The sequence below is a fragment of the Neobacillus drentensis genome (genome assembly GCF_036965645.1).
Classification (GTDB): domain Bacteria; phylum Bacillota; class Bacilli; order Bacillales; family Cytobacillaceae; genus Neobacillus; species Neobacillus drentensis_D.
Window position 1 is genome coordinate 14,231 of the sequence record NZ_JBALPZ010000043.1, and the last position, 22,051, is coordinate 36,281.

The window sequence follows — 22,051 nt, forward strand, 5'->3', positions numbered from 1 at the left end:
AGTATGGCCTTCTTTTAAGTTTATGCTTCCGTTCCCTCTTCATTCCCTAAGCGGGACTCTTTGACTAGATGAATGGCATCTTCACGATCGGCAACTTACAATTTATTGAGGATATTCGTAACATAGTTTGATACCGTTTTTCCGCTAATCTTTAGCTTCACAGCAATACCTGAATTCGTGGTACCGTCTGCCATCAAATAGAGGACCTCCCGCTCTCGCTCCGTCAAATCAGGAAAAGCCTCCCGAGGTGCTGCCGGACGGGCCATCGCAAAATAATCGATCATTCTCGAAGCGATACCTGGACTAAAGATGGCACCTCCATTCGCCACAGCCCGGATTGCGTTTAATAAATCCTCTTTTTCCGCATCTTTTAACACATATCCTTTTGCACCAGCCCTTATCGCTGCGAACACAGAGTGATCATCCTGGAACATGGTCAATATCAAGATTTGTATTTCGGGATTGGACTTCATAATCTCTCTTGTAGCATCTATTCCATTACAGCCGGACATGCGCAGGTCCATCAGGATTACATCAGGAACTTGTGATTGGGCCATTTCTATCGCCGTCTCTCCAGAAGTAGCTTCACCAATTACTTCTAAGTCAGGCGTGGTTAAGAACAGAGTTTTTACCCCATGTCGAAAAAGTGGATGATCGTCCACGATTAATATTCTAACCTTTTTCATTCATTTCCCCCATTAAAAAAGTATTAACCGGTAAGAATACGGTGATGACCGTTCCTCCCTGGATATTCGGCTTAAGGCGAAATTGTCCTCCTAATTCAGCAGCTCTTTCTTTCATTGACCCAATCCCAATCCCAATCCCTGAGTTTTTCTTGTAATTTCTTATCGGTGATATTCCAATCCCATCATCTTCTATCGTAATGACCAACCCCCGTTCTTGCTGATTCTTAATTGCTAGGGTAATGGTACAAGTCTTTGCTTTAGCATGTCGAAGTACGTTCACAATGGCTTCAGTTGTGATTCGGTATGCAGCCACTTCGACCGCAGCAGGTAAAGCCGGCAGCTGTTCAGGGGCGTTCAAAGTAAAGGCAATCCTGTCACTATTTATTATTCCTCGCTGGGTAGAGCTAGGTGCTGATAAATCCTTGATCCGTTCATGAATCGCTCCAATTAAACCCATCTCGTCAAGCGTAGGGGGCCGCAAATCATAAACTAAACCGCGAATTTCAGACACTGTCTGACGAATGGTTGAACGTAACTCACTAAGAATATCCTTTATTACATATGGATTATGATCAACAAGCTCCTCGGCAGCCGCCGCCGTAAGGGCAAGTGCTGCGAGCCGAGGTGCTAAATCATCATGAAGATTGCTTCTTAACTTTCTTCTTTCTTCTTCTCTGGCAAAAACGAGATTTTCCCTCGATTCTTGAAGATCCTCAGCTAATAACTTTAAGTCCATTGATATTTTGGCACTTTGCGTAACAACACTGGCTTGACGCACAAGTATCTCGATAAATTTTTGATCTGACGAAGTAAACGACTCCCCTGGGGCGCGTCTTGACAGCTTGATCTCGCCAATCTCATTCCCTTGATAAATAAGGCGGTAAGAAATCCAATCTTCACTAAAAATACCATCTTCGGCTGCAACTACTGCTTCACCATTTTGATAAAGTGATAGAGAAACATATGGAATCCTTAGCGAATCTTTAATGGTTCTGACAACGAGGTGTAAAACTGATTCTGGATCATTGGGATGTTCCAATTCTTTCGCTAAACGAAATAACACCGTGAACGGTTCATCATTTTCACCATACATTCTGCGGTTAATAAAGCGCTGAACCTTATCTTTTACAGGCGTAAATAATACAGCGACAATTCCTGTTGCAATAAGTGAACTAATCAGATTGTTGCTCGTTTGAAACAATAAACTAGAATACCAGACTCCCAAAACATAAACTACTACGGTACAGACGGTCATAATTCCATATACAAGTGTTCGATTGACAAGAAGGTCAATATCCCATAAGCGATGTTTCATCATCGCCATCAAAATCGCTGCCGGAATAATCAACATGGTGGTATGAATACCTATTTCCATGTAAAAAAGATGATAGGGCATTGTCTCGATTGATTTTTCTGTAATGATATATATTGCTGTTAAGCTTAATAATCCCAATAAAGCAATAACTTCTCCATATACCACCCATTTAGCCTGCTGTTTTTCTATTGAAGTTAATACAAATTTATATCGATAGATTTGTACAAACAGTAAGCTCCCAACCCACAAGATAAACCAACAAGCAAATAACCATTTAGAGATATACTGTAAGTCCACGTCGGATTTAGGGAGGAGCATCCCTGGGATCCGAAGGGTTATCAAGATCAAACAAAGATATTTAGACCATTTGGGAGCAAAACGTCCATTCGGAAAGAGGAAAAAGAACAGGATAAAGGCCGCCATTCCTCCCGCTTCAATAATTTGAACGATGAACAGGTAAACAGGATGAATCACCTTTAGCCCCCACATAATCGGGGTAAAGGTTCCTCCAAGTGAAATCAACATATAGCCGCATAACAGTCCAATGAGGTGGGAAGATTTTTTCCACAATATAACTAAACCAATCGTGATATAAACAATTCCAAAAACAACATAGATCATATCATACGCAAAAGAATATTCAGCAGGGGTGAGCCCATGATCCTTAAGCCACCCGATCCCTGGGGCGGGATTATAAAATGCTTCGCAACTGTGAGTGATACAATTAGCATTAATATATTGATAGTATTGAGGAGCACTGACGATAAATAGGATTACGGTCAGTAAGCTTACGAATTGGACTGTGCTTCTCAGCAAGACGCTTTTCCATTTAGAGATAAAGGGCTTGTAGTATCCATATCCTCTTCTCCTGTCAACAAGTGATAGGAAAATTGTACCAATTATCTGATTGTTCTGTAAATCATATAGTTTCCCGTTTTAGTTCCTGCTCTTTGGGAATTAGAGTCTCTACCGGCCGGGTATTGGCGGGATGGTATGATTCAGGTGTAAACAAAAAACAAACGATTACACAGGAGGAATATCAATGATTACCATTCCAAAAGGTTTTCTCAAGTTCAGTGGAGTTATGTTATTGTTAGGGGGGATTATGGGCTTCACCGGTCAATTGGTCCACCTGGCTGATGTACCTGAAACGGTAAAGGATATCCCAGAATTTTTAAGAGGTGCTGTCAATACACATGTACTATTGGCCTACGCATCTACGTTTATCTTAATGGGATTACCCGCTTTATTTTTACGGCAGGCGGCTAGTTTAAAATGGTGGGGCTGGCTCGCATTTCCTTTATTATTCATCGGTTTAATGCTGGAAATTTTCCATGGGCCTGTACAAATAATTGCTTATCCAATCATTTTTGATTTTGTTCATACAGCGAAAGATTTACAACATGTAACCGACCTTTTCAATAACATGGCCATCGACCGGTTCCCATTACAGCTAGCCATTTTTATTCCACTTATTCCTGGAATCTTTATTGGACTGATATTATTAGGAATCTCTACTTATCGGGCAAAAGTTTTACCTAAAGCACCGGCCATCTTTACATTAGTGGTTTTGGTTATTCAAATCATAGGCATGATTGTTCCGGTTCATATTCATTTACTTGAGATTTCTTTTGCCTATATTCATCTGATTTTTGTCTGGTTCGGGGCAATTTTGTCTTTTTATAATGCAAAAACAATATCCATTCAAGTAGAAAATAAACTTAAATTATAATCACTAAGAAGGACCCGAGAAGTGAGAATTCTTCGGGTCCTTTTTAACTTAGAGTTGAGAAAATTCTTCAACAAGCTCGCCAAATCGTTTTAGAGCATTTTGGATTGGGTCTGGGGTTGTTAAGTCCACCCCAGTCTTTTTCAATAATTCCAGTGGATAATCAATGCTGCCGCTTTTCAGAAATTCTAGATAGGAATGGATGGTTTCTTGATCTCCTTCTAGAATCTTTGTCGCCAAATGGATCGCAGAGGCAAAGCCTGTTGCGTATTTATACACATAGAAAGGTCGATAGAAGTGCGGAATTCTTGACCAGCCGTATTTGACTTCTTCGTCAAAGACAACCTCATCTCCATTGTATTCCCTAAACAAGGTTTCATAGGTTTTATTGAATACTTCAACATTCAATGGGATTCCCTTCTCGGCCATGTCATGTGTTTTCATTTCAAACTCTGCAAACATGACCTGTGTGAAAAAAGTTCCTTTGAACTGATCTATAAAATGATTGAGCAAATGATTCCGGACTTCAGGTTCCTTTTCATTATTTAATAAGTAGTTAATTAAGAGTACCTCGTTAACCGTCGAAGCTACTTCAGCTACAAAAATACTGTATCCGGCAGTAATTTGCGGCTGGTACTGTGAGCTTAATTTACTGTGAACTCCGTGGCCGCATTCATGGACCAAGGTGAATAAACTATCCAAATCATCTTGATGATTAAGTAATATAAATGGATGGACACCATAAACGCCTAAATTGTAAGCCCCAGATCGTTTGCCAGGTGTTTCACGGACATCTATATATCTTGAGTCCTTAAACTCTTTAAGGATGTTTATATAATCTTCCCCTAAAGGAGCCAATGCCTTCAGCATGGTTTCAAATGCTTCTTCATAGGAAATCACTTGTTTTACACCGCTGACAAGCGGGACGCTCATATCATATTGACGTATTTCCTCGAGTTTTAATTTTTCTTTGCGAATTCTTGTGTATTTGTGAAGTGGAGCAATATTTTCTTTTGTCGTCTTAATCAGATTCTCGTAAACCTCGCGCGGTACTTGATCACCAAACAGTGCTTTTTCAAGCGCAGATGGATATTGGCGGATTTTCGCCAATGTAACGTTATTTTTAATTGCTGCTGAAAGGGTTGAAGCAATCGAATTTTTTAATTGAACATATGGCTGATAGTACGCCTTATAGGCTTCCCTCCGTTTATCACGGTCCTCTTCTTCAATTAATTTAGAATACATGCCTCGTGTTAATTCAACCTTGTTCCCATCTTCGTTCGTGACTTCACCAAATTTAATATCAGCGTTATTGATCATGCCAAAGGTATGACCCGGAACCGACAAAGCTTCCCCTAATTGAGACAAGATTTCTTCCTGTTCCTTGCTTAAGACATGCTTTTTGTATCGGAACGAGTCAAGTAAATCTTCTTCAAAGTATGTTAATCTTGCTTCTTCTTTGATATAACCTTTTAAAGTATCTTCTTCTAAGCTTAGTAAATAAGGCATAAAAAAGGAAGTGGCAGCACTGATTTTTACACTGAGCTGCTTTGCCTTGTCTAAGTAAGACTGAGGATCAGATTCTCTCGTATTTTCATCAACCATTAACATAGCATAAGCATATACTTTATTGAAATGAAAGGACAGCTCTTCTCTTTGTTTAAGGTAATCATATAAGGAATGGCCATCGTTTATTTTTCCGTCGAATTGTTTAAGGCTGGTGCCGATTTTCTCAATTAATTGGTATTCTTCTTCCCATTTGCTGATATCTGAATAAATATCAGATAAATTCCATTTTTCATGGACGGGTACTTCGGTTCTGCTTGTATAGGTGGTCATGGGTATGCTCCCTTCAACGTATTCAGATATATTTTGTATTTTATATGGTAAAGCCTTCAAAAGTATATTCCATATGTATCAACAATTATCCTTTTTTATGATAGAATTCAATACCATAAAGCAAAAGCAGGCCATATTCATGACCTGCCTCCATTAGTATTAGTTATGACTTAGCGCCATAAGTCTCTCATTTACTTCTTCCTCACTTAAACCATGTTCAGCCACATAGCGGTTTCTTGGGTGAACGCGGCATTCGTGCGAACAGCTTCGTAAGTGTTTGTGCTCGTTTTCTTCCGAGCAAAGGATCTTTTTATTACATTCAGGGTTCGCACAGTTTACATAACGCTCGCATGGCTCGCCTGTAAAGTAATCCTTTCCGACAACGACATGTTCTTTATGGTTAACTGGAACACTAATCCGCTCATCAAATACGTAAAGCTGTCCATCCCATAGGTCGCCTTGAACCTCAGGGTCTTTCCCGTAAGTGACGATTCCGCCTTCAAGCTGAGATACATCTTCAAAGCCTTCTTTGCGAAGCCAGCCGGAGAACTTTTCACAACGAATCCCGCCGGTACAATAAGTAAGGATTTTTTTGCCTTCAAATTCCTCTTTGTTCTCTCTAATCCACTCTGGGAGATCGCGGAAGTTCAATATATCAGGTCGGACTGCTCCTCTGAAATGGCCAAGATCATATTCATAATCATTTCGAGCATCAATCACAACCGTATCTTCCCTTTGCATTGCCTCAAAGAATTCCTTTGGCTTCAGATGCTTGCCGGTTAGTACGTTAGGATCCACATCATCTTCTAAACGAAGTGTGACAAGCTCTGATCTGTAGCGGACCTTCATTTTTTTAAAAGCATGCTCAGATGCTTCATCAATTTTAAACCAAGTTCCGTTAAACAATGGATGTTCGTCCATGTATTTCATATAAGCATCTGTTTGTTCGATGGTGCCTGACACCGTGCCATTGATTCCTTCAGAAGCAATAATAATCCGTCCTTTTAAACCTAAGTCATTACAAGCTTGACGGTGCTCATTCGCGCATTCTTCAGGATTCTCAATCTGTACATATTTATAATAAAGTAATACTCTATATTCTTGATTCATTGTTGACCACCTTTTAAATCTTATCTAAATTGATTTTTTAACATTAACCTTATTATTATATCAGAAACTAGCAACAGTTACAAATCTATTTACCTAGGTAATTAATTTTAGCTTAAAGGTGGATATTACCAACCATTTTTAGCCCTGTATTCTGTTACAATTTTAAAGTAATAAGAAGGAGGATACATTCTATGAAAAAAAGTAAACTCCTCCTTGCATTGGTAATTGTTCTTACCTTCCTTGGAGGAATCTATACAGGGATACAATTCTCTTCTACCAAGCCACAGGAAAAACCAATTAAATCAGGAAAAGCACCACAATCGGCCATTAAGCCGCAAACCAAAGATTTACCTAAAGTCGAAAAAGCACATTCAAAAGTGCTGATCGGTTATATACAAGATTTCCGAGACCCAAACCAAGTGGATTACAGTCAATTAACGCATGTCATCTTCTCTTTTGCCCATCCGACCAAAGAGGGCGGTATTTTACTAAATGGTGATTCCGCTTTAAAAAACTTACGTACTATTGTTGCAAAAGCCAAAAAATCGAATACGAAAGTAATTTTAGCTGTTGGTGGATGGTATCATATAAGCGGCGGGGAATCCTATCCCTATTTTAAAGCAGCTATTTCTAATCCAAACTCCCGGACAAAGCTAGTGAACGAGCTTACAAGTTTAGCAGACCGTGAGAATTTAGATGGAATCGATATTGATTTTGAACATCCTCATTCAAAAGAAGATGCTGAAAATCTTGCCGCTTTTGCGAAGCAATTAAGCGTACAGCTTCACTCCAAAAAGAAAGAGCTGTCGGTTGCTGTAAATTCAAAAATAAATGCCGTTACCTTAACTGAAATCGGCTATGTACAATATGAGCCATCCATGTTTAAGGATGTTGATCATGTGAATATCATGGCATATGACGGACAATGGGACGAAGGTTACAATGCGGCTAACTTATCACCGTATCCATTTACTGAGAAAATCGTCAACTATTGGTCGAAATTATTTGAAGAACAAAATATCTCTAAAGATAAATTGGTGTTAGGTGTGCCATTTTATGCTCAGCCAAAGGATCCTAAAATAAAACAGGTATCCTACGGAGCCATCATTAATCAAAACCCTGCTAATGCCAATAGTGACACCATTAATATGAACGGAACCACTTACTATTATAATGGTGCGGCAACTATGAAAAAGAAAACCAACCTCGCATTAGATCATGGCTTCGGCGGTATGATGATATGGGAGCTCGGACTTGATGCAAAAGGGTCAAATAGTTTAACTAGCTCCATCTCTGGGACTATAAAAAAAGCGACAAACACCCCTGTAAAATACTATGCTGTTGTGAATGCACAATAAAAAAGGGCTGTATACTCGTTAATTGAGTGTACGGCCTTTTTTATATTTGAAACGCTTCTTCTGCAATCAATTGATAGGACTTCACTCGATCTTCTGGTGAGTGAGTAATGGTTACGATCATAATTTCATCTGCAAGAAATAAAGAGGCTCGCTCATATAGCTTTTTTATTACCTTCTTAGGGTTGCCGATAATCATGTTCCCCAATATTTTTTCTAAATTTTGCAGGTCTTTTTTATATAAAGGATACTGGCTTGCTTCTGCTATTGATGGAACCCCATTTCCCTCTCCTTTTCCTTTCTGTAAGGACCATACTATTGCACTTATTGCAATTTCTAAGGCTTTTTCATCTGTTTCCGCACAAATCACATTGACTGTTACAATCACTTCAGGCTTTTGCCCCTGCTTTCTTGGTTGAAAAGTATCCAGATATTGTTGAACAATCTCTGGTCCATTGTTCTCACTCATAAACTGCCCAAAGGCGTAGCTCATGCCTTTTTCTGCTGCCAATAAGGCACTTTTTTTACTGGTTCCGAGCAGCCATGGGGCAGGCTGAACTGGTGGAATGGGAGAAGCTGTTAAATTTTTAAATTCGTGATCATTAGGAAAGTCATTTTCTAAAAAGTGGAGCAGCTCCGTTACTGAATTCGGCATATTCCATACTTGTTGTAAAAAGTTATTCGACAAGGCATTAGAAGCCTCTGCGGAACCGCCTGGTGCCCGGCCAATCCCGATATCAATCCGGCCAGGAAATAGGGTTGCGAGCATGTTGTAGACTTCTGCTACTTTGTAAGGTTTATAGTGTGGCAGCAAAACCGCACCTGAACCGATGCGAATCGTAGAGGTGTTGGCGCCAATATAACTTAACATCACTTCAGGGGCCGGACAAGCAAGTCCAGGCAAATCATGATGTTCTGCAATCCAATAGCGAGTATATCCGAGCTTTTCACCCATTTGGGCCAGTTTCATCGATTCGTATAGTGCCTCTTGAGCTGTTTGATTGGATGAAATCGGGGCCTGATCTAAAATGCTAAGTCTCACAAATACCCACTCCTCTCTTAATGGATTGTTTCCAGCAAACTAAGCTTAAATACCCCAACCTGGTCTTTTTCATATAGGTTTGTCAGTGATGTGGAATATTGTTGAATTGCTCCCCTAAATGCTAGTTTTCTTTCAGGTATTTTCACATTAAAAGTACCTTTATAAAGCAAGGTGGTGATATCATGATAATCCGCACTGGTTACTTTAAAGGTAACCGTTATTCTATATATATTATTGATCTTTTCTTCTTCGTAATGGTCAAGTTTAATAACTGTGTCATTTAATATTAATTCGTTTACCAAAAAACGTCTCCTCATTTCATTTTTACTAAAAGCATAGCACTTGAAAATATTCCAATCAAATATAGTACCTTAGGGAAATTTTCATTTTAATTCTTAGGTAAAAAGAAATATAACTTCCATTAGTAGTAAAGACACGTTTTTGACACAAAATTTGGCAATTGTCGAATATTTTCCCAAGTTTTTTGAAGGAGATTGTCGAAAGAAAGCGAATAAATTAAAGGAGAATTAAAAAGAGGGGGAAGAAAATGAAAAAATTATTAACCGTTATTGGTGGATTAGTCATTGCAGGATCCTTGTTTGTAACCTCTGGAAATACGGCTAAAGCTGCAGAAACTGACGACTGCCCTTGCCACCAAGTCACAATTATTAGAGGTGCAGAAAGAAATAAAATGGTTGCAGATGTAATTAGTAGTGAAAACTTTAAGAATGTTAAAAAAGAGTTAGAACAAGATGGATTTAAATGGACAAATGCTCATGATATTGAAGTAATTAAATATAATCTAAATGGAAAAATACTTATTGGGATACCATTCATGAATAATCAAGGATTTATAGTAATGGCCGGCTATCTAGATGGTGTTTACTCTGGAACGTATCCCTTGGAATAAATAGCAAAATTCCCAATCTTATATGCGATTGGGAATTTATTATAATTGGTAAAATATCATCCAAACTGCCAAACACTATGACTAAGGTTTCCATACCGGTAGCTGCGATGCAGCAAGTTTGCCTTTTTCACATCATCAGCCGCCCCCATCGCATAGAAAATCGGAATAAAGTGCTCATTTCCATAAGGAGGAACCGCATATTCTGAATATGGAGCAACGGAGTCATACTTAAACAATGATTCCAAATCCCAATTCCTTAAATGAACAGCCAACCAATCATCAAATTCCTGTGCCCACTGATCGATCTCATTATCGGCCCATTTTACTGCTCTCAAGTTATGAACCGTTCCCCCGCTCCCAATCACTAAAACATCTTTTTCCCTTAAAGCAGATAAGGACTTACCAACCTTATATTGTTCTTCAGGTGAAAGTTTAGGATTTACTGACATCGCGATCACAGGAATATCGGCATTCGGATACAGTAAACGCAGCACAACCCATGCACCATGGTCTAACCCGCGTTCAGTTTCAATTTCAAACGGTACACCGTTTTCCTTAAATAAATCCTGAATTTCAATCGAAAGCTTTTGATCTCCTTGAGCAGGATACTGAATTTGGTAAAGTTCGGGAGAAAATCCGCCAAAATCATAGATTGTACTGTAAGAATCAACATTGCTTACTTTTTGAACCCGTGATTCCCAATGAGCAGAAAATAACACAATTGCCTTCGGGCGCGGAATGTTTTTGCCTAACTCATTTAAAAATTGAGTATACTCATTATTTTCGATTGCTAGCAAGGGTGCACCATGCGCAATAAATAAAGTTGGCATCATTTTAAATAGACCCCCTATTTCTTTTGTAATGTTTTAAAAGGATGTGCTTTCCGACTTTTGTTCTTTAAAAATAACTTTATCAAGGGCAAACATTTTACTACCGTTAATGGCTATAAACACAGCCATAGCTAGTAGTGCTAAATCCAATTCATATCCGGCCATTTCTCCATTACCTAAAAAGCCAACCGCAAGCTTTACCTTTAGGGTTGCACCAATCATTAATAACGAAAGCAACGCTGCAACGACTCTGCTGCCTAGTCCAAGGATTAATGCAATTCCTCCAGCCACTTCAATTGTTGCGACCACATAAGCTAAGAATCCTGGTAAGCCGATTGCCCCAAACCAGCCAACAATATTTTCAATTCCCCCTTGGAATTTAACAACTCCATGAACAAAAAACGTAATTCCTAAAATAACACGTAAAATTAAAGTACTTGCTTCAAATTTTTTTAACATTTTTCTACCTCTCCTTAAAAATATTATTTTTCTAGTTGTTTAGATATCCACCTGATATAGTCCTGATGATTCTCTAGTGAAACGGTATGACCCACTGGGTAGGTCCGAAAAGTGACATTTGCTCCTAACTTGCGGAAATACTCATCATTGGCTACTCCCCATTCGAAAGGAAGCACTTGGTCCATCTCCCCGTGTGAAATAAAGATGGATAGATCGTTGACCGGTTTGATGTTGTACTCTTCCTTAACAAAGGCAGGAATATAACCGCTTAATGCTACAATACTTTTAATTCGGCTGCCTAATGTTAATCCTAAAGTCATCGACAGAATCGCACCTTGACTGAAGCCGAGTAAGAATAATTGGTGCTCGTCGATTGGATATTGGCCGCAAGCATAGTCAATAAAGCTCGTCAGCTTCTTCACTCCCTCATCGAATACTTTCCGATGTGGTTTCCCATACCCTTCGATTGTAAAAAAGGCATAGCCAGGAGGCTGTGGTAAATGACCGCGGATACTGAAAATGAAAAATTGGTTTTCTAGTCCATTCACCAATGGCAGCATATTTTGTTCATTACTGCCAATGCCATGCAGAAGAAATAAGGCTGGATAGGTTTTACCTGTCTCCATTTGTGCCGGCCGGCGAAGCTCATAAATCATTGGTGCCTTCATAGTTAACATCCCTTTCTTAAGTTTTTGATTATTTTTAGTCTTTCCTTAATAAAAGGAATCAGACAATATTCATATAGAATAAAAAGATTCATATAAGAAAACAAGGATACAAAAAAATATATGCTTATAAGTTTTTTAATATGAACCTTTGTTGTCTATAGGATAACAACTAACGGAGTAGATTGTCAATTACTTTTTTGCTAATATATAAATATGTTCTATATTAGAAAACTATTGAGGTGGACCATTTGGATATCGGCGCAAAAATCAGAGCAATACGAAATAGAAAGAAAATCACCATTGCCCAAATGTGTGAAGGAACAGGGCTTTCCAAAGGTTTTATCAGCAATGTTGAAAACAATAATACATCCCCATCTATCAACACACTTCAGACCATTGCAGCCTATTTAGGTGTTCCTCTTCCTTATCTGCTGTTAGAAAAAAAAGAACATATGCAGGTTGTTAAAAAAGACGAGAGAACCTACACAACTATGAATACCTTGAAAATCGAGCATATCTCGTCAAAGGGAGGATTATGGCTAAGGAGTGTGGAGTTTCCACCAGAAGCCTCGATTGGTGATGCCCATTCACATGAAGGAGTAGAATGCCATTTAGTTTTGGAAGGAAAGGTTCTTGCAGAACAAGGGGAAGATTCCTTTGTTTTGGAAAAAGGGGATTCCTTTAGCTGGAATGCCAGTGTACCTCATACCGTTAAGAATATCGGGACGGAAAAAGCGGTCGTACTGGTTGCCGTTTATTCCGACACAAAACTGAGTGACTTATTTTAACTGTAAAAGGAGGAACCAAAAAAAGTTCCTCCTTTTACCTTCTAAATATTTTCCATAAAGTCTTTAATGACTGCTATTAGTTCGTCAGGCTGCTCATACATACTCATATGACCTGAATCTTTAATAATCGTTTGTTTAATGTTTGCTTTACTCACAGAAAAGGTTTTTTCTGCAGGGATAATTTGATCTTTTTCTCCGGCAATCAACAACACCGGTAACGAAGCAGCTTCGAGCACGCTGTTACGATCAGGTCTGTCTCTCATGGCACTTAATGTATGGATAGCACCTTCTGAAGGTGTACGGTAGCCAATCTGTTTTGCCGATTCTATATACTGTTCTTCAAGGTGATCCGGTGAAAAAAGTTTAGGAACAAGTCCATCAATCAGTGTCTTAATCCCATCCTTTTTGACCTTCTCAATATTCGTACTTCTCCCCTGTTTAGCCTCTTCCGAATCAGGAAAGGCAGTGGAATGAACAAGCGAGAAACCGTTTAATGAATGACCGTACTTCTCTGCAAAAGCAAGTGTGATGTAGCCCCCTAATGAGTGGCCGAACATCGTTACCTTCTCTACATCCAATTCACCTAAAAACTCGTTCATTATGTCTGCTATATCTGAAATAGAATAGTTCTTTAAAGAAGTTGTAGACCCTCCGTGTCCCGGAAGATCTGGAGCGATAATCCGATAATTTTTTGATAACCCAGGAATGACCTCAGACCAATACTCAGAACTCCCACAGAATCCATGCAGAAGTACAATCGGCTTGCCTTCCCCTTCATCTATGTATGTGATGGTGGAATTTGTTAATGACGTACTCTTAGTATCCAACAAATCAACTCACTCCTTCTCTCTTTTTATATATCATATTATATGCGTTATAAAATCAATAATAAAAAGCATTACCTCTTTTAAGAAGTAATGCTATATATTTACCCAATTTGCTCTTCATTTAACTCATGATTCAATAAAGATCTTTTATTAGGAATTACGGTTAAGTTTGATTTCTTTAACAAATACTGCATATGCTCAACTGGCATAGAACCATGACCTTTACTGTCTCCAAGAATAAATTGAACGGTAATGCCGTTATAGCTTTTCACCGTCATCGTTTCTGCTGAGTTGAAAAAACCTTTTGCATTTTGAGATATTTGATACCTGTTACCTTCTTCAATTAACATGAACGAACTCCTTTAATTGTATTCTCCATGTTAGTATGCCTTTTGGGAAAATTTACATACATAATTTTTCAAAAAAAAAAGAGAGGGATACTCCTCTCTAGAAAGAATTATTCTTCCTCTTCTTCGTCCATCATTTCATCAAAGGCAGCAGAGACTTTATCGAATTCCTCATCGCTTTCAATGGCGGTAAAATCACCTTCATCATCCACCTTTAAAAAGAAGATATCGATATCTTCTTCTGTTTCTTCCTGCCTTACGTCATCAGCAAAGGCAACCGCAACGTAGTCATTCCCTTCTATCGTCATGACCCCTAATACCTCTACTTCCTGCTCCTCATTACTTTCATCACTAATCGTAAAGATTTCGCCTACTTCAATTTTGCTCAACTTAAACTCCCCTTTACTAAAAAAATAGATCCTAGAGACAGTATCTCATAAAAGCATGTCCATACCAAATTGTACCCATTTTTATGGTAGTATAAAAGGTATTGAGCATTGATTTAAAATTTATAAAAGCTTTGAAGGAGAAATATTAAAATGTATTCAAAAGAATTAGAAGAAAAAATAATCCAGCACTACCAAGGTGAAGAAAAAATGATGATTCTCGTCTTTGCCCAATGGTGTGTGAATCATGACCTAAATCCCGAGGAATTATATTTACGGGCTTATCCGAACCAATCGTCCAATCCCGCATTAAGAGAGGCGATAGAATTGACTGTGCCAAAAGAGGAAGCGGGGGAAATTGCTGACCAAACACTTCTCGGTGTACTCTCCTTATTCGGTAACGATGATCTTGCCTTTGTGGTGACAGAGGAAATTCAAAAGAGGAAATAAGCCAAAAATACCCTCAAATTTAATTTTGAGGGTATTTTTGGCTATTATACTAATCCAAACATTCTAACAGCCTGGGTAATGATGAATGGAATGAGGATGGCAATGACAGTTGGAATTAGAAAGGATAAGAACGTCCATTTCTTACTCTTCGTTTCTTTATAAATATTTAATAACGTAGTTCCGCATGGATAATGGAGAAGGGAGAATAACATCATGTTAAGTGCGGTAAGCCACGTCCAGCCATGGTCTAGAAAAATTTGTTTTAAATCAACTAAATTATCCACTTCCGTTAACGAGCCGGTTGATAGGTAGCCCATTAAAAGAATCGGGAGAACAATTTCATTGGCCGGAAGCCCCAATATAAACGCCATCATGATATAACCATCAAGACCGAGCATTTTTCCAAACGGATCTAGAAAATTCACAGCATACATAAGGATACTAGTGTCCCCAATATAAATGTTTGCAAACACCCAGGTCAGAATGGCCGCTGGAGCAGCGACTTTAACGGCACGCATTAAGACGGACCAGGACTTTGTTAAAGAAGAGCGGATCACTGTATCCAAGATTTTAGGTTTTCGGTAAGGCGGCAGCTCTAACGTATAATGAGTCGGTATTCCTTTAAGGGCTGTTTTCGACAGCGCCCAAGAGACAAAGAAGGTTACGATAATCCCAAATAAGACAATCCCTACAATCACCCCTGTGGTAACCAATGATTTTAATCCTCCTGTGAAATTGGCAGCCATAAATAAGGAAGCTAATACAATCAAAGTCCCCCAGCGTCCATTACAAGGAACGAAATTGTTGGTCAAGATGGCAAGCATTCTTTCCCTAGGTGATTCTATGATTCTAGTCGAGATGACGGCTGCGGCGTTACATCCAAACCCCATCGCCATGGTTAACGATTGCTTTCCGTGAGCTCCGACCCGTTTAAACAGTCGGTCCATATTAAAAGCAACCCTTGGCAGATAGCCATAATTCTCTAATAACGCGAAGGCAGGGAAAAAGATCGCCATTGGCGGCAGCATCACACTAATTACCCATGTAGTCCCCCGGTACAAACCTAATACTAAGATACCGTGGAGCCAATCTGGTGCATGAATAGCATGGAAAAGGGTTGTTATTTGCCCTTCAATCCAGCCAAATAATTCTGCGATCAAAGAAGATGGTATATTTGCTCCAGCAATGGTTAAGTAAAATAGCACACCTAACATAGTAATCATAATCGGGAAGCCAAAGAGTGGCGAAGTGAAAATGCTGTCAAGTTTTTCTGTCGTGGTATCCTGTTTGGATTTTGTATACGAGATTCCTTCATTGCATAATTGGCGGCTGCGATCATAAAGATGCTCGACAATGTCATCCCGCAATTTGGACGTCGATAAGGCCTGTGCCTCTGTAAAAAGCTCCTGAATACTCATCGCTATACCACCCCCGGAACCATTCTTTTAGTGATTTCATTTAGAAGTGTCTCATCGCCATCTAGTAATCTTAATGAAATCCAGCGAGAAGATATGTGATTACCAACCAATTCACGGACCTTTGGTTCTATGAGGTTAATTTTTTCTTCAATTTCATCCGGGTATTTTATTTGAACCGGGTTGCATTCAATTTTTCCCGTTACAATTCGTTCTATCGTATCAAGGAGCATCGGAAAGCCCTTTTTATTTCGAGCGGAAATTTTTATCACCGGTACTCCTAACCGATTCGTTAACAGCCGTTCATTAATACGGATTCCCTGCTGCTCAGCGACATCAATGAGATTAATGCAAACCACTACATTTTTCGTCATTTCTAACACCTGCAAGGCAAGATTGAAATTCCGCTCCAATGAGGTTGCATCCAAGACTACAAGAGTAACATCCGGTTTTTCGAAGACAATATAATTTCTAGCAACCTCTTCATCTGTTGAATTGGAAAACAGGGAATAGGTCCCTGGCAAATCAATTAAATGGAAGGTGTTATCCTTAAACGGAACACTGCCTTCCGCAAGGGTTACCGTCTTCCCTGCCCAGTTTCCCGTATGCTGTCTAAGTCCTGTTAAGGCATTAAATAAGGTGCTTTTCCCTGTATTCGGGTTACCAGCTAAAGCGATTCTGTATTCATTCCCCATTTGACAACAACTCCCCTTCAATTCGTGAACTTTCCTCTTTGCGGAGGGCAATCGTGGTTTGGCTGACACGGAAGGCAATCGGGTCACCCAATGGACTTTTTCGGACCACTTCGACTAAAGCTCCTGCAACAAAACCTAAATCTAATAATCTTCTTCTCATTACTCCCTCTAAGTTTAAGGCGGTAATTCTGATTAAATTTCCTTTTTCCCCATTTACTAATTGAATTTTTTTAGGTTTATCCATCTCTCTTTCCCCTTTTCTAAAGTTTTTCCCGTGCGCAACATTTTCTTTAATTATATGAGAATTTTAAGAATAATGTCACGAAAAATATAAAAAAAAAGCAGCCATTTTTTTTGGCCGCTTTAAAACGTTTATTATATAATCGTAAATTGTCTCCATTCACTCGGAAGTAACTGTTGATACTGCCTTTGCAAGAAACGGTCGTCGACTAAAACAATCGTTCCGTGATCCTGTTCAGAGCGAATCAATCTCCCGCCTGCTTGTAACACTTTATTGATCCCCGGATAGATATAGGCATAGTCATAGCCGTTTTTCTCCTGGCGAGCAAAATGTTCCTTGATTAGATTTCGTTCAAAACAAAGCTGTGGTAAACCAACCCCGATGACGATTACTCCATTTAAGCGGTCACCAATTAAATCTACACCTTCCGAAAAGATACCGCCGAGTACTGCAAAGCCGAGCAGTGTTTCTGTTTGGTCCGGTTTAAATGCCGCTAAAAAGTCTTCTCTTTCCTTTTCCGTCATTCCGGCCTCTTGAATAAGTGTCTGGGTGTCACCATCAATCTGTTTGAACTGATCGTAAACGGCTAGTAAATATTGATAGGATGGGAAAAAAATCAGATGATTTCCTGGCCGTTTCTTCAGCAGGGATTGAATAACATCAATGATCTCATCCCTTGTCCGTTCCCGATCACGGTACCGTGTTGACAACGGTTTGATCAAAACATCCACCTGCTCTTCATTAAACGGAGAGGGAATGCTTAGCGAATAATCCCCTTCACTGCCGCCAAGTATATCCTGATAATAGGGCATCGGTGAAAGAGTGGCCGAAAAAAAGATCTTGGCACGGTAGCCTTTACCCATTTGACGAAGGAGAGACGATGGATTAATGCAAAACAGTTTGATTTTTAGATCGTTTCGATCCTTTTCTGCATAAATGACATAATGTTCATCGAGCAATTCAGCTATTTTTAAAAATTGATTGACCTTAAAATAGATTTCTAGTAATAATGGTGAGGTTTCTAATTGGAGAACTTGTTCTGCCGTCATCGCAAATTGGCGAGTTTGTTCTAGAAAGGATTCCTCCAGATGTTCCAAAACAAACTCCTTTTGGTTTTCGTTCATCTTTTTCATTTTAATAAACCAGGCATTCATTTTGCTGGCAGTATCATAAATGGCTTGATTAACTCCCTTAAAGTCTTTTTTTAATTGAAGGAATGGCTCTTTGTTTAAGGAAGCTGAAAACATCTCCCGTCCGCGGTCGACAAGATTGTGTGCTTCATCCACTAATAAAGCAGTTGACTTCTTATGCTCTTCTAACAACCGTTTTAATGAGACACGCGGATCAAAGATATAATTATAGTCACAAATAATCGCATCCACCGAATAGGCGAGATCGATGGAATATTCAAATGGGCAAACTTTATGTTTCCGTGCATAGCTCTCGATTACCTCACGGGTAAGCTGGTTTTCATTTGATAAAATATCGAGAATCGCTTCATTAATCCGATCATAATAACCATTCGCAAACTCACAATATTCTTTTTGACAATTCGTTTCCTCTTGAAAACAAACCTTGTCTTTTGCCGTAATGGTAACCGTCTTGGTACATAAACCGGAGGAACCCATTCGGGCAAACGCTTCTTCTGCTGATGTTCGGGTAATGGTTTTAGCGGTGAGATAGAAAACACGGTTTAGCTGCCCTTCCCCAATAGCCTTCATGGCTGGAAAAAGTGTAGAGATGGTTTTTCCAATCCCTGTTGGAGCTCTCGCAAACAAATTTTTTTGGTCGACGATCGTCTTATAAACGGCCCCAGCTAATTTTCGCTGTCCATTGCGGTACGTTTTAAACGGAAATGACAGTTCCTTGCAGCTTTGATCTCGTTTCTTCCGATGATCGTGCAGTAGTTTGGCATAGGGAGCGTAACCTTGGATAACCTCCATGGCAAACCCTTTAAGTTCTGGAAATGTATACTTTTGAGTAAGTGATTTTTTCTCTTCCGTTTCAACGTGAACATAGGTTAACTGAACATCGATTTCCTCCAGTTCCCTGTCCATAGCCACGATATAGGCATACATTTTAGCTTGGGCCCAGTGGACAGGATAGCCTTCTGGTTCTAGTTGATCAAGCGGCTGGGAAAAGGATTTAATTTCGTCTATGATTATTTTGTCATCTTGAAATAAAATGCCGTCACATCTGCCATCAATTAAGAAGCTGAGACCTTCATAATGAATCTCAGTGCTTAAGTATACTTCCTTTTGGTCACCCTCTTGATAGGTCTTTTGAATTTTTTGATGAATCCTTGTCCCATCGATCATAGCTGTTTGAGAGCGGAAACGGGCATCAATACTGCCGCTCTTAAAAACATATTCTACAAGTGTTCTTACCGATATCTGAATGTCTTCTGACACAAATTCACCAACTTACTATATCAGAATATATGTTTGTATTTAATTATACCAAAAGGTCAAAAAAATAGCGCATTTCTGCGCTATTAGCTAAAATTTATGATCGGATTTGTCCTGTCCCCTGGACAATAGCTTTCGTGGTTGTTAACGCCTTAAGACCCATCGGGCCGCGGGCATGAAGTTTTTGCGTACTGATGCCAATTTCGGCACCATATCCAAACTGTTCTCCATCCGTGAACCGGGTAGAGGCGTTATGATAAAGTACGGCCGCATCGACAGCTTGGAAAAATAAACGGACATTTTCCGCACTTTCCCCAATGATCGCTTCCGAATGCTTTGTTCCATATAGGTCAATATGGTTAATCGCTTCTTTCACATCACTGACTTGTTTCACTGCTAAAATAGGGGCTAAAAATTCACTAGCCCAATCTTCCTCGGTTGCCGGTTTCACAAACGAATACGCTGAAACTAACGAATCATCACCACGCAATTCAACTTGCTTATCTTGCAAACGACTTAATAATTCGGAGGTATAAGGCCAGTTTTCATGAATTAAAACCGTCTCGGCAGCATTACAAACAGAGGGACGATGTAATTTTGCATTGATTGCAATTTCAATCGCCATTTCCTTATCGGCGGTTTCGTCAATAAAAATATGGCAGTTTCCAACACCCGTCTCCAATACTGGGACAGTAGCATTCTGAACCACTGTTTGAATCAATCCAGCACCGCCGCGTGGGATAAGTACGTCTAGATATTCATTTAATCTGAACATTTCAGATGCAGTTTCGCGGCTGGTATCCTCTAGCAATTGAACAGCATCCTCAGGGATTGCCGTTCCTTCTAAGGCTTCGCGCATTACCTGAACAAGTGCCATATTGGAATGAATCGCTGATGAACTGCCTCGCAATAGTACAGCATTACCCGCTTTCAGACAAAGACTTCCGGCATCCACCGTTACGTTTGGACGGGCCTCGTACACCATACCTACAACTCCAAGCGGGACACGAATAGTTTCAATTTGTAACCCATTCGGTCTCTCCCAGGCTTCAATTGTTTCACCAATCGGATCAAATAACTGAACTAATTGTCTCACACCATCCACAATCTGTTCGATTCTTTCCCCTGTTAAAAGTAAACGATCCAGAAGCGATGTAGAAAGTCCTCTTTCTTTTCCTGCTTCAATATCCTTTGCGTTTTCATTCAAAATGAATTCTTTTTTCGTTAGGAGATGATCTGCTACTTTCAGCAGTGCCTCATTTTTTTCATTCGTTGATATCATTCCTAATTGTTTTGAAGCTTTTTTTAGCTTTTTTGCTTTTTCCAACAGTTCGCCCATTCTCCAATCACTCCTTTGGTAATTTGACCCAATTATCACGATGGATCACTTCAGCTTTTTTATTGATAGAAAAACTTTTCGCTTGATCACTAGGTAAGCCTTTGACACTAACTAAATCCTCGGCTGAATAAAAAACCTGTCCTTTACCGACTAATTTCCCTTTTTGATTTCTAACTTCAACGACATCTAATGCATTAAAATCCCCATTTACGTTCGTTACACCGACAGGTAATAAGCTTTTCCCATGGAAAAGAATTGCATTTTCCGCCCCATCATCAATTTCAATCACTCCGCCGACTTGGGAATGATAAGCAATCCACTGCTTCCTCATTTGCATTTGGGTGTGGAAGGGACCGCCAATATAGGTTCCATCCCCCTTACCCGCAAGAATATCAGCCAACTTTTCCTTTCCTTTCCCGGTACCAACAAAAACGCTGACCCCAAGGGATAATGCCTTTTTCGCAGCCATTAATTTTGATTTCATCCCGCCAGTGCCGACGGATGAACCACTTTCCCCAGCAAATCCGAGCAGCTCATCTGAAACTTCCGGAATGAAATTAAACTTTTTAGCATCCTTAGATACGTTTGGATTCCCATCATATAGACCATTAATATCGGTTAAAATGATCAAGGCATTGGCATGTAAAAAGCCGCTGACGAGTGCAGATAACAAGTCGTTGTCACCAAAAGTCAATTCCTCAATTGAAACAGAATCATTTTCATTGATAATGGGCAAAACCCCCCGCCCCAGCAGCTCATGGATGGTAGAAAATAGATTTTGAAACCTTGTCTGACTGTAAAAATCTTCTCTCGTTAATAACATTTGGGCAGGCATCATATCAAACTCTTTAAAAAGTTCAATGTAATGCTGCATTAATAGTCCTTGGCCAACTGCGGCGGCCGCTTGTTTACCAGCTGTTGTTTTGGGTCTTGTCGGATAACCGAGTGAGCCAAATCCTGCTGCAACTGCACCGGAAGAAATCAAAATGACTTCATGTCCTTGTGCCTTTAAGTAGGCAAGTGCCTCCACATGATCACGCATTTTTTCTTCGGAAATGGTTCCCGTAGCATTTGTTAATGAACTGCTTCCAATTTTTACGACCACCAGCTGTTTTTTCATTTTAGTACGACCTTTCATGTTAAGAAATAGGCTCTGTTAAATTGGGCTGTTGATTTCCGCTCCAGTCGCTCAGCAAACCCGCGGGCGTGCCG

The 22,051-nt window shown here is 39.6% G+C and carries 23 protein-coding genes; 5 read left to right on the forward strand and 18 right to left on the reverse strand.

The features are described 5' to 3' along the window. Positions 1–95: 95 nt before the first annotated feature. Positions 96–686, reverse strand: coding sequence for a response regulator transcription factor (locus V7266_RS08865; protein ID WP_335467530.1), 591 nt, complete (start codon positions 684–686; stop codon positions 96–98). After that, entirely contained in the window at positions 673–2,817 is a 2,145-nt protein-coding gene (locus V7266_RS08870) for a sensor histidine kinase (RefSeq protein WP_335467531.1), read from the reverse strand. Before V7266_RS08870 ends, V7266_RS08865 begins: the two co-directional genes overlap by 14 nt. 226 nt (positions 2,818–3,043) lie before the next feature. On the opposite strand from V7266_RS08870, the gene V7266_RS08875 reads away from it, so the two are divergent. Continuing rightward, entirely contained in the window at positions 3,044–3,733 is a 690-nt protein-coding gene (locus V7266_RS08875; protein WP_335467532.1) for a hypothetical protein, read from the forward strand. Positions 3,734–3,781: 48 nt separating this feature from the next. Here V7266_RS08875 and pepF read toward each other — a convergent pair whose 3' ends face one another. After that, entirely contained in the window at positions 3,782–5,569 is a 1,788-nt protein-coding gene (gene pepF, locus V7266_RS08880; protein ID WP_335467533.1) for an oligoendopeptidase F, read from the reverse strand. 159 nt (positions 5,570–5,728) lie between these two features. Next, positions 5,729–6,679: an oxygen-dependent tRNA uridine(34) hydroxylase TrhO gene (trhO, locus tag V7266_RS08885; RefSeq protein ID WP_335467534.1), complete on the reverse strand. Its 951-nt coding sequence runs from the start codon at positions 6,677–6,679 to the stop codon at positions 5,729–5,731. A 191-nt stretch (positions 6,680–6,870) separates the two neighbouring features. Between trhO and V7266_RS08890 the strand changes: the two genes are divergently transcribed. Further along, positions 6,871–8,037: a glycoside hydrolase family 18 protein gene (locus V7266_RS08890; RefSeq protein WP_335467535.1), complete on the forward strand. Its 1,167-nt coding sequence runs from the start codon at positions 6,871–6,873 to the stop codon at positions 8,035–8,037. 40 nt (positions 8,038–8,077) lie between these two features. On the opposite strand, the gene V7266_RS08895 is transcribed toward V7266_RS08890, so the two are convergent. Beyond that, on the reverse strand, positions 8,078–9,076 hold the full coding sequence (locus tag V7266_RS08895) for an LLM class flavin-dependent oxidoreductase (RefSeq protein WP_335467536.1): 999 nt from the start codon (positions 9,074–9,076) through the stop codon (positions 8,078–8,080). 17 nt (positions 9,077–9,093) lie between these two features. After that, on the reverse strand, positions 9,094–9,378 hold the full coding sequence (locus V7266_RS08900; RefSeq protein WP_335467537.1) for a DUF3219 family protein: 285 nt from the start codon (positions 9,376–9,378) through the stop codon (positions 9,094–9,096). Positions 9,379–9,623: 245 nt separating this feature from the next. Between V7266_RS08900 and V7266_RS08905 the strand changes: the two genes are divergently transcribed. Then, positions 9,624–9,986, forward strand: coding sequence for a hypothetical protein (locus V7266_RS08905; RefSeq protein WP_335467538.1), 363 nt, complete (start codon positions 9,624–9,626; stop codon positions 9,984–9,986). Between the two features lie 56 nt (positions 9,987–10,042). Here V7266_RS08905 and V7266_RS08910 read toward each other — a convergent pair whose 3' ends face one another. The 3 genes from V7266_RS08910 to V7266_RS08920 are packed head-to-tail and all read right to left on the reverse strand — an operon-like array spanning position 10,043 to position 11,943. After that, a complete protein-coding gene (locus tag V7266_RS08910) occupies positions 10,043–10,819 on the reverse strand; it encodes a dioxygenase family protein (RefSeq protein WP_335467539.1) in 777 nt (258 codons plus the stop codon). A 33-nt stretch (positions 10,820–10,852) separates the two neighbouring features. Then, complete coding sequence (locus V7266_RS08915; protein ID WP_335467540.1) at positions 10,853–11,275, reverse strand: DoxX family protein; 423 nt, start codon at positions 11,273–11,275, stop codon at positions 10,853–10,855. A gap of 23 nt (positions 11,276–11,298) precedes the next feature. Further along, positions 11,299–11,943 carry an alpha/beta hydrolase gene (locus V7266_RS08920; RefSeq protein WP_335467541.1) on the reverse strand — a complete coding sequence of 215 codons (645 nt, stop codon included), beginning with the start codon at positions 11,941–11,943 and terminating at the stop codon, positions 11,299–11,301. A 248-nt stretch (positions 11,944–12,191) separates the two neighbouring features. On the opposite strand from V7266_RS08920, the gene V7266_RS08925 reads away from it, so the two are divergent. Then, positions 12,192–12,731: a helix-turn-helix domain-containing protein gene (locus tag V7266_RS08925; RefSeq protein ID WP_335467542.1), complete on the forward strand. Its 540-nt coding sequence runs from the start codon at positions 12,192–12,194 to the stop codon at positions 12,729–12,731. Positions 12,732–12,772: 41 nt separating this feature from the next. On the opposite strand, the gene V7266_RS08930 is transcribed toward V7266_RS08925, so the two are convergent. From V7266_RS08930 to V7266_RS08940, 3 genes are all read right to left on the reverse strand, one after another. Next, complete coding sequence (locus V7266_RS08930; RefSeq protein ID WP_335467543.1) at positions 12,773–13,561, reverse strand: alpha/beta fold hydrolase; 789 nt, start codon at positions 13,559–13,561, stop codon at positions 12,773–12,775. 98 nt (positions 13,562–13,659) lie between these two features. After that, positions 13,660–13,908, reverse strand: a complete 249-nt coding sequence (locus V7266_RS08935; RefSeq protein ID WP_335467544.1) for a hypothetical protein — start codon at positions 13,906–13,908, stop codon at positions 13,660–13,662. Between the two features lie 107 nt (positions 13,909–14,015). Further along, complete coding sequence (locus tag V7266_RS08940) at positions 14,016–14,294, reverse strand: DUF1292 domain-containing protein (RefSeq protein WP_335467545.1); 279 nt, start codon at positions 14,292–14,294, stop codon at positions 14,016–14,018. Positions 14,295–14,444: 150 nt separating this feature from the next. Here V7266_RS08940 and V7266_RS08945 point away from each other — a divergent pair, with 150 nt between their 5' ends. Then, the gene (locus V7266_RS08945; protein WP_335467546.1) at positions 14,445–14,741 is read left to right on the forward strand and encodes a hypothetical protein; all 297 of its coding nucleotides are present in this window, start codon (positions 14,445–14,447) and stop codon (positions 14,739–14,741) included. A 44-nt stretch (positions 14,742–14,785) separates the two neighbouring features. On the opposite strand, the gene V7266_RS08950 is transcribed toward V7266_RS08945, so the two are convergent. The 6 genes from V7266_RS08950 to proB form a co-directional block, all read right to left on the reverse strand. Beyond that, positions 14,786–16,159: a nucleoside recognition domain-containing protein gene (locus tag V7266_RS08950; protein WP_335467547.1), complete on the reverse strand. Its 1,374-nt coding sequence runs from the start codon at positions 16,157–16,159 to the stop codon at positions 14,786–14,788. Positions 16,160–16,161: 2 nt separating this feature from the next. After that, entirely contained in the window at positions 16,162–16,851 is a 690-nt protein-coding gene (locus tag V7266_RS08955) for a FeoB small GTPase domain-containing protein (protein ID WP_335467548.1), read from the reverse strand. Further along, on the reverse strand, positions 16,841–17,095 hold the full coding sequence (locus V7266_RS08960; protein ID WP_335467549.1) for a FeoA family protein: 255 nt from the start codon (positions 17,093–17,095) through the stop codon (positions 16,841–16,843). The genes V7266_RS08955 and V7266_RS08960 overlap by 11 nt, the downstream gene beginning before the upstream one ends. A 131-nt stretch (positions 17,096–17,226) precedes the next feature. Further along, complete coding sequence (locus V7266_RS08965; protein WP_335467550.1) at positions 17,227–19,503, reverse strand: ATP-dependent DNA helicase; 2,277 nt, start codon at positions 19,501–19,503, stop codon at positions 17,227–17,229. A gap of 94 nt (positions 19,504–19,597) precedes the next feature. Then, a complete protein-coding gene (locus V7266_RS08970) occupies positions 19,598–20,839 on the reverse strand; it encodes a glutamate-5-semialdehyde dehydrogenase (protein ID WP_335467551.1) in 1,242 nt (413 codons plus the stop codon). Positions 20,840–20,846: 7 nt separating this feature from the next. Next, on the reverse strand, positions 20,847–21,959 hold the full coding sequence (proB, locus tag V7266_RS08975) for a glutamate 5-kinase (RefSeq protein WP_335467552.1): 1,113 nt from the start codon (positions 21,957–21,959) through the stop codon (positions 20,847–20,849). Positions 21,960–22,051 lie beyond the last annotated feature (92 nt).

Bases quoted from the DNA above. Each gene is read 5' to 3' on its own strand.
- proB (WP_335467552.1), bottom strand. From the start codon at position 21,959: ATGAAAAAACAGCTGGTGGTCGTAAAAATTGGAAGCAGTTCATTAACA.
- V7266_RS08960 (WP_335467549.1), bottom strand. From the start codon at position 17,095: ATGGATAAACCTAAAAAAATTCAATTAGTAAATGGGGAAAAAGGAAAT.
- trhO (WP_335467534.1), bottom strand. From the start codon at position 6,679: ATGAATCAAGAATATAGAGTATTACTTTATTATAAATATGTACAGATT.
- V7266_RS08910 (WP_335467539.1), bottom strand. From the start codon at position 10,819: ATGATGCCAACTTTATTTATTGCGCATGGTGCACCCTTGCTAGCAATC.
- V7266_RS08920 (WP_335467541.1), bottom strand. From the start codon at position 11,943: ATGAAGGCACCAATGATTTATGAGCTTCGCCGGCCGGCACAAATGGAG.
- V7266_RS08970 (WP_335467551.1), bottom strand. From the start codon at position 20,839: ATGGGCGAACTGTTGGAAAAAGCAAAAAAGCTAAAAAAAGCTTCAAAA.
- V7266_RS08955 (WP_335467548.1), bottom strand. From the start codon at position 16,851: ATGGGGAATGAATACAGAATCGCTTTAGCTGGTAACCCGAATACAGGG.
- V7266_RS08945 (WP_335467546.1), top strand. From the start codon at position 14,445: ATGTATTCAAAAGAATTAGAAGAAAAAATAATCCAGCACTACCAAGGT.
- V7266_RS08890 (WP_335467535.1), top strand. From the start codon at position 6,871: ATGAAAAAAAGTAAACTCCTCCTTGCATTGGTAATTGTTCTTACCTTC.
- V7266_RS08905 (WP_335467538.1), top strand. From the start codon at position 9,624: ATGAAAAAATTATTAACCGTTATTGGTGGATTAGTCATTGCAGGATCC.
- V7266_RS08935 (WP_335467544.1), bottom strand. From the start codon at position 13,908: ATGTTAATTGAAGAAGGTAACAGGTATCAAATATCTCAAAATGCAAAA.
- V7266_RS08875 (WP_335467532.1), top strand. From the start codon at position 3,044: ATGATTACCATTCCAAAAGGTTTTCTCAAGTTCAGTGGAGTTATGTTA.
- V7266_RS08915 (WP_335467540.1), bottom strand. From the start codon at position 11,275: ATGTTAAAAAAATTTGAAGCAAGTACTTTAATTTTACGTGTTATTTTA.
- pepF (WP_335467533.1), bottom strand. From the start codon at position 5,569: ATGACCACCTATACAAGCAGAACCGAAGTACCCGTCCATGAAAAATGG.
- V7266_RS08865 (WP_335467530.1), bottom strand. From the start codon at position 686: ATGAAAAAGGTTAGAATATTAATCGTGGACGATCATCCACTTTTTCGA.
- V7266_RS08950 (WP_335467547.1), bottom strand. From the start codon at position 16,159: ATGAGTATTCAGGAGCTTTTTACAGAGGCACAGGCCTTATCGACGTCC.